6 protein-coding genes are annotated in these 7,366 nt (G+C 34.5%); 1 reads left to right on the top strand and 5 read right to left on the bottom strand.

The window, feature by feature from the left end; all coding sequences use genetic code 11:
• Positions 1 to 212: 212 nt before the first annotated feature.
• Positions 213 to 1,364, bottom strand: a complete 1,152-nt coding sequence (locus ACPYKA_RS12680) for a glycerate kinase family protein (protein WP_479542629.1) — start codon at positions 1,362 to 1,364, stop codon at positions 213 to 215.
• Between the two features lie 113 nt (positions 1,365 to 1,477).
• Here ACPYKA_RS12680 and rlmH point away from each other — a divergent pair, with 113 nt between their 5' ends.
• Positions 1,478 to 1,957 carry a 23S rRNA (pseudouridine(1915)-N(3))-methyltransferase RlmH gene (rlmH, locus tag ACPYKA_RS12675; RefSeq protein WP_479542628.1) on the top strand — a complete coding sequence of 160 codons (480 nt, stop codon included), beginning with the start codon at positions 1,478 to 1,480 and terminating at the stop codon, positions 1,955 to 1,957.
• Between the two features lie 174 nt (positions 1,958 to 2,131).
• Here the strand turns inward: rlmH and ACPYKA_RS12670 are convergent, their stop codons facing one another.
• The 4 genes from ACPYKA_RS12670 to ACPYKA_RS12655 are packed head-to-tail and all read right to left on the bottom strand — an operon-like array spanning position 2,132 to position 7,288.
• Positions 2,132 to 3,136, bottom strand: a complete 1,005-nt coding sequence (locus ACPYKA_RS12670) for a hypothetical protein (RefSeq protein ID WP_479542627.1) — start codon at positions 3,134 to 3,136, stop codon at positions 2,132 to 2,134.
• Positions 3,137 to 3,156: 20 nt separating this feature from the next.
• Entirely contained in the window at positions 3,157 to 3,957 is an 801-nt protein-coding gene (locus ACPYKA_RS12665; RefSeq protein ID WP_479542626.1) for a hypothetical protein, read from the bottom strand.
• Positions 3,954 to 6,653, bottom strand: a complete 2,700-nt coding sequence (locus ACPYKA_RS12660; protein WP_479542625.1) for a DEAD/DEAH box helicase family protein — start codon at positions 6,651 to 6,653, stop codon at positions 3,954 to 3,956. Before ACPYKA_RS12660 ends, ACPYKA_RS12665 begins: the two co-directional genes overlap by 4 nt.
• On the bottom strand, positions 6,650 to 7,288 hold the full coding sequence (locus ACPYKA_RS12655) for a DNA methyltransferase (protein WP_479542624.1): 639 nt from the start codon (positions 7,286 to 7,288) through the stop codon (positions 6,650 to 6,652). The genes ACPYKA_RS12660 and ACPYKA_RS12655 overlap by 4 nt, the downstream gene beginning before the upstream one ends.
• Positions 7,289 to 7,366: the final 78 nt, after the last annotated feature.

Raw genomic sequence — 7,366 nt, 5'->3', positions numbered from 1 at the left:
TCCAAGGAGAAAGCGCGTACTATATCTTGGATTTCAATTGACTTTTCCACTTTTTATCATCACCTTAATCTTCTACTTCCATTATGCATTCTAACCTATTCAAATGCACTTGCAATTATACTATATTATGGCAATTAAGTATCACTTATAACACTCTATGCAAGATACTTGTTTTGTTCTATCCGTTAATTCAGGTTTAGAAAAACATTCTTTTATTTTTTACTCCATTCCTGCATTCCCATTTGTTTAAATAGTCGTATAATATTTTCGGAGGCTTTTTCAGTTAACCCTGCACTTTCTTTGATTGATTCTTCCAAGGTCATCGGGGCATTCACTATACTAAAAATCGCATCAATTCCCGCTTCATAAATTTCACTTGTCGTCACCTGGTTTGCTCCTGTAATCGCAATTACCGGTACACCGTGTTTTTTAGCAATCTTGGCAACGCCCACAGGGGTTTTACCATAAATCGTTTGATCGTCTATTTTACCTTCACCCGTTATGACAAGATCTGCTTCCTTAATGTGCATTTCGATGTTCGTAATTTCCGTAATTAAATCAATTCCCCGTTGTAATTTAGCTCCTAAAAAGGCAATAAATGCAGCTCCAAGTCCTCCCGCAGCTCCTGCTCCTTCAATACTAGAAACATCTACTTGTAAATCTCTTTCTAATAGTTGTTCATATTTTTTCATCGCCTGATCAAGAGATTCAACCATATTTGGAGCCGCCCCTTTTTGGGATCCAAATATAAAGGATGCTCCTTCAGGCCCTGTTAATGGGTTTTTTACATCACAAGCAATTTCAAATGTACATTCCTTTACCCGTTTATCCATTTTTGTAACTGAAATTTGATCAACATTAGCGAGTCCTTCTCCACCGAAACAAACGGAATCGCCATTCTTATCTATTATTCGCACCCCTAATGCTTGTACCATACCTATTCCGCCATCATTTGTAGCACTTCCACCTAAACCGATTAAAAAATGCCTAATCCCCTGGTCGAGTGCGTGCAAAATTAATTCACCTACACCATATGTAGTTGTCTTCATAGGATCCCGCTTCTCAACTGGAATTAAATCAAGTCCTGCTGCTGCCGCAATTTCAATAACAGCAGTCTTTTTGCCAATTACCCCGTAAAAAGCTTTTACTTTATCACCTAAAGGTCCCGTCACTGTATGAGTAATTAACTTTCCATTCATACTATTTACAAGCGCTTCTACCGTACCTTCACCACCATCGGCTAAAGGCATTTTAATTACATCTATATTTCTATCAACATTTCTAATTCCTTTTTCTATAGCATCGGCAGTGGAAGCGGCACTCATACTTTCTTTAAACGAATCAGGAGCAATTACTATTTTCACAAAAGAGCCTCCTCATTTTTAATAGTTCATCGTTTCAAAAAGCTTTGCTATAATTATTATGCTTTAAGTTACAAGTCGATAGCAAATAAGACCTGCGGAGGAGATTTAAGTACGTGAACATACATATCATCACCGTCGGAAAAGTAAGAGAAAAATATCTCAAGTTAGGAATTCAAGAATTTGAAAAACGGCTTTCTTCCTATTGTAAATTAACATTCAGCGAATTAATGGATGAACAAGCACCAGAGCAATTAAATGAAAAAGAACTTCTCTCGGTAAAGAAAAAAGAAGGAGAACGGATTTTAAATAAAATAAAGCAAGACCATTACGTGATTGCATTGGATATAAAAGGAACCAGCTGGTCCTCTGAGCAATTTGCTGACGAACTGCGGAGTTTAAGCTTCCAAGGGAAAAACCAATTGACATTTATTATTGGAGGTTCGAATGGATTAAGTGAAGAAGTGCTTAAAAGAGCAAATCAGAAACTTTCTTTTTCTAAAATGACCTTTCCCCATCAGTTGATGAAGTTGATTTTGTTGGAGCAGATTTATAGGGCATTTAAGATACAGCGGGGGGAGCCTTATCATAAGTAAATGCAGTTTATCAAAAGAGAATCTTTTGGTAATATAACTTTAATGCTCTTTAGGTAGCCACATAATTAATGGGGATTTCTAGTAATCATTGTAAGTAAAATAGTGGAATGACAGGATTTCGGCGAATGAAAAACCGAGTATTGAACAAGTAGATCTGTTCATTACTCGGTTTAATTATTTACCAAAGTAATATTGTCCCACGCGTTCAGTAAATTCACAATGTGGGCAAGTGAATAAATAATCAAAAATAAATTCGTTTAATACATATCCCTCTAATTTAAAAATACCTTTACATTTCTCGCAAGTAATTGATAGATGTTTAAACATATCTTTATAGAATTCTGGATCAAATTCTTTAGAGTACGTTAAGTCATACTTCATACTTCGAATAAAACTATTGACTAACATGATATTTTCATTGACTTTGGCAATTCCTTCAAATAATGCAATTGATACTTTTGTTGCAAAATTCATTATAGGAGTAATTTTATTATAATAAGTTTCCCAGTATTCATTCCATATTTCATCATCAGCAAATATAAAATTTAGACTTCCTACAGGGGTAGGATACCTCTTATCATTTGTTACGACATGTAAAGATTTATCCCAAATACCCGCTAAACTTTTTGGTGAATTTTTATCATAAATTATTTCAGATAATAATGCTCCATTCAAAGGAAAATTTACTTCTTTTACAGCTTCTTTCAGAATATGAATTATAAAATCTCGCCCTATGGTTGAAACTTCAAAAGTTTTAGGATCATCATACAGAAGCTTTGAAATAAACTCATCGGAATCAATTAGTAGCCAGCACATATAAAATAAATTATCTTTAATTGGTTTTCTACTATTAGCAAATGCCACAGTTACTTTGCCACGCTCAGAACAACTAAAAGATTCATGCATATAAAACATAAAGTCTCTTAATAAGCTAAAGAAAATATGTGACTTTGTTAGTCTAAAAGCACTATCTTTGTACCCATTTTCAATTAACCAATCAATAGGATCTATATCCTCAGGGATTATCTGACCTTCTTTTAAATCAATTTTTTCGGATGATAGTCCCTTTTCATCTGCTTTTACTAACAAATCTACCATTAAATCATTAAAGTATAGTAACAGTTGGTGTCTAGATAAAAATTTATCGGGCAACTCAGGTGAAATATACGATTCTGCCAAATTATCAATCTCCTTAAATTTTACTTTAACACTAATTCAACTTTGATTTTGTCCCTGTATTCTTGGATATATAGTTTTCTTTTTTCAGATTTATATTGATTAATTATTTCAAAAGTTTCATCCGAATACGTCATCTCAGTAGAGGACCACTTAAACCTTCTAAAGTCATCAAAATAACGCATTTGAAAGTCTTTACCTTTTTGCTTGCTTCTTTTTAAATAACCTACATTATATCTTCCTTGAGATACAAGTACTTCAAATGCGATTTGTCGTATCGCACAATATGCAGGGTTATTAGATACAGGGTTTCCATGACCGTCAGTCCACCCTAAAGAATTGTATTTTACTAGATTGGAATACTTTTTATTTAAGGCTTTATCCACATGAGCGCCACCATCTTGATTAGCAACAAAGGTGATTATATCCTTTCTAGTAAATACTTCATTTTTATCATCGAAAATAACTTCATTCCACCAATCTTCATATAGTAAGAAGAAAGTTCTATTTTCGTTAGTTATAATTGGTTTATAGACCAAGTCACCTTTAATGTTATTTAATTTTAATAATACCCAAGACGAAAGGAGATTAGATGGAGTGTATAAATCTCCAGAAGACCAAAAAAAGTAATTATTATATAAATTTAATTGCTTAAAGAGAGAGTGTGAGTGAGAAGTATTATGAAACATAACCCTTAGGCTTGTTGCTAATCTTCTCGACTCTGTTTCTCTCCCTCTATCAAATAGGTCAATTGATGATTGAATAAATTCTAATTGTTCGTTCCAATGATTTACCAGATCCTGTTTGCTTAATTTGTACTTCATTCAACACTCAACCCTTTAAATGGTCTGCCAAGTGCAATCTCACCAATCTGTCTAATCGTTCCTCTACCGTCATTCATCGTGTAGAATTTAACCCCTTTAATCTTCACATCTTCCGTTTCATCTTCAAATACAATCTCCGTTTCGTGTTCGTTAATGTACATGAGCAAATCTTCTTTCCACTGCTCTCCTTCAATGTTTCTACCTTTAGGTTCAATGAAGATTTGAATGAAGTAGTCCGTGTTTTGTAGGTAAAGAATGAAATCAGGTTGGAAACCTGCTAAATGTACTTCATGATGCTCTGTTCCAAACTGGTGCAGTTTCAATTTGTTATTCTTTGCTGACTCACGGTGCATGTTTTCATCCATTCGAATTAAATACACATCCGAATAGACTTCTTCCAATTCTTCTACTCTTTCTGCAATCCGGTCAATCAATTGCTTTTCCGTTAAGTTAATGATTGCTGAATCATACACAAAGTAATCCTCGTTAAATTCATAACGATTAATAGTCTGTGGTTCATTCTTCATATATTTCCCAGTGTCATAATTTGGTTTACGCTTACGGTAATTCGTAACATATTCTTTAATTGGATAACCAATGAATTTACCTGTCCCACGCTCTTTACTATAACCAGACTTGATTTGCTTCGACACATCTACAAAATACCGCTCCAGAATATTTAATTTCTCTGTAGGAGTTAATACCCCGCCATCCATTGTTCGTGGAATAGTTACGTAAATTGTTCGGTTATAAATGTTTAACCATCTTTCTTCTAAGAATTCCTCTCTCGATTTAAGTAACGGAATATATCTTTTTAGATTAGAAAAGTGATAGAAAGATAAGCGATTCATGATCTTTTGCAAATAACGTCTGTCAAAGGAAACGGCAACATTGTAAGCATTTGAAAAGTCTTCATGGACTTTTGTGTCTTTATAACCTACTTCCTGTAAAGACGAAATGTAAGGGATCACTACGTCATTTGTTGTATCTACACCGTACTTTTCTAAAGAATCATAGTAGCTATCAGCAACCTCTACTGTTTCATTGTAGTAAATTCTACCATACTTCCACACGTCTGTTCGTTTAAATGCAGGTTTTACTATTACATCAAGTGGTGGATTTTTCTTGTCTTCTCCCGTAGGTAAGTTCATCTCATCTAAAGCATTTACTAAGTTCTTCAAGTACTGTGGTTCATTAATCGTATGGTAATGAATCGTCTCTAAAATTAAACTATCCTTACTGTCATCATCGAACCTACGTGTAAAAGAACGCTCTCCGTCCAACAAGAAAGGGTAGTACCTCGCACCACGTCCAATTAATTGAGCTTCCGACATCGTTGTCGCTTTCGTTCCTTTTGTCTTTGGATCATCGCTCAAACGGACAATATCAAAGAGATTTAAAACATCCCATCCTTCAGTCAGTCTAGCAACCGCAAAAATCACACGGTACAAGTTGGATGGACTTTCTAAACTGTTCAAAGCTTCGTAATGACCTTTTTCTAAAATGCCTGACTGACTCGTGTCGTTTGCATTAATGATTCTCGTTGGTGCTAACTCACGTTTAATATCTCTAACAACGTCAATTAACGCTTCATGGTTGCGATAGTATTCATGGGCAAGTGCTAGGGTCTCACTATCATCTTCAGAAGCGATTTGAGCCTGTCTGTCTAAAAAGGATTTTAAAGATTCAACGGTTAATGTTTCGACTAAGTTATTAAACTGTTCATGAGCTTCGTTTGAGGCATCGATTCGCTGTGATTTAAACATGATGACTGGTTTCATATAGACACCATGTTCCTCTAAAGCATATCTTCTTCTGTATTCACTTAATAAAATCACATTCAGCATGTTATCCGTATCTGTGTTACTCGATTGTATTCTTTTTACATTTTTAGAGTACTTGTCCTGGATGAAGCGGTCTAAAGCGTAACGGTACAGAACTTTATCTTTGTACTTGTCGTACACATTTTTGTTCTCCAAATCAATCGTAGCTGTAAACTCTAGTAAACGATTGTCTTCATTTGCCTGAAGGATGGTTGAAATAGCTTTTTCCCACGACTGTTCTGTTTCTTTTTCTGATTTGGTAGAAGCAGAATAGTGATGGGCTTCATCCCCTAAAATGACCATTTTGTCTCTAGCGTAGTCTTCTGCCCCCATAGCGTTTTCCTTTTGTGTGTAAATGTCAGAAGCGACCCGTTGAACAGTCGCTAGTTTTAAGTAAATGGTATTTTTACTCTGTGTTTTAGGGAATGTCTCTACTTGCCTAATTTCGATTCGTTCTCCATCGATTTCAATTTGCGGTGTATATAGATACTTTTCTGATGCCATATTAGTCAAGTTATCAATCGTTTTATTTAATACACCGTTTGTATTTACTAAAAACATGAAATTTTGATACCCATGTTCTTGGTAGAGGTACAAGATAAGTCCTGCCATTAAGTCTGTTTTTCCGCTTCCAGTCGCCATATTAAATAGTACATGGTTCACATTTCTAAAACGAAATGTTTCCGTTACTTGTGAGTAGTGAAAGAAACGTAAAGCAGCATCTTGGTAGTACCTGAATGTGTGTACCATATTATTTGTAATGTATTCTGGTGTTTCCCAAGCAAATTGATCGTTAAAAAGACTTTCATTTAATTTCTTTACTTCATCGTAAAGAGGTAATGGTAATTGTTTCTTTTTCTTTGCCACAATCATTCACCCCCTTTATCATAGAAGTTTTTATTAAATGCATAGTCGCTATCAGAAATTAAATCACGAACATTTTCATCATCAATTTCGGAATAATTGTAGTAGAGTTGGTTTTTATCAATGATTTTAATGAGTGTTTTCTTTTGGTCGTCCAATGATAATTCATGTAACGTATCTTGAACTTCTTCTAAATCAACTCGGAAGTCAATTTCTGCTTCCTTTAACATAAATTGAAAGACAGAGTGAAGTTCGTTTTGATTTTTTGCATCACGAATAGATTTTAAGAAACCTCTATTTTTCTCCATTAATTCAACGTAAACAAAGCTTCCACCTTTTTTCCAGTTCACGTCTCTTGATATCCCTGTTTCATCCCCTTTGATAACATTCATTAATCTATATTGGGGATTATTTTCGTCATAATCCACTTGTTCAATTCCAATATATTTTCTATCCATTTTATGGGCTACTGCAGCTGTAGTACCAGAACCTAAAAAGAAATCTAAAACAATTTCTCCTTCTTCCGTAGATGTTTCAATAATGTCATGAAGTAATTTCTCTGGTTTTTTCCCATTATTTAAAACAACTGATCCCTCTTTGGATAGGTTCTTCGTTTCGCTAACGTAGTCCCAATAAGTACCCATTAACCTGGATTACGAAAGTAAAATCTAGTTTATAAATACAAAAAGGGCTCCAACCTTTGGTATAATTAGGTTTGTACT

Origin of the sequence: Pseudogracilibacillus amylolyticus (SeqCode), assembly GCF_051918545.1 — a bacterium.
Taxonomy (GTDB): domain Bacteria; phylum Bacillota; class Bacilli; order Bacillales; family Amphibacillaceae; genus Pseudogracilibacillus.
Note: the sequence above shows the minus strand (reverse complement) of the source record. Positions and strands in the feature narration are given on the sequence as shown.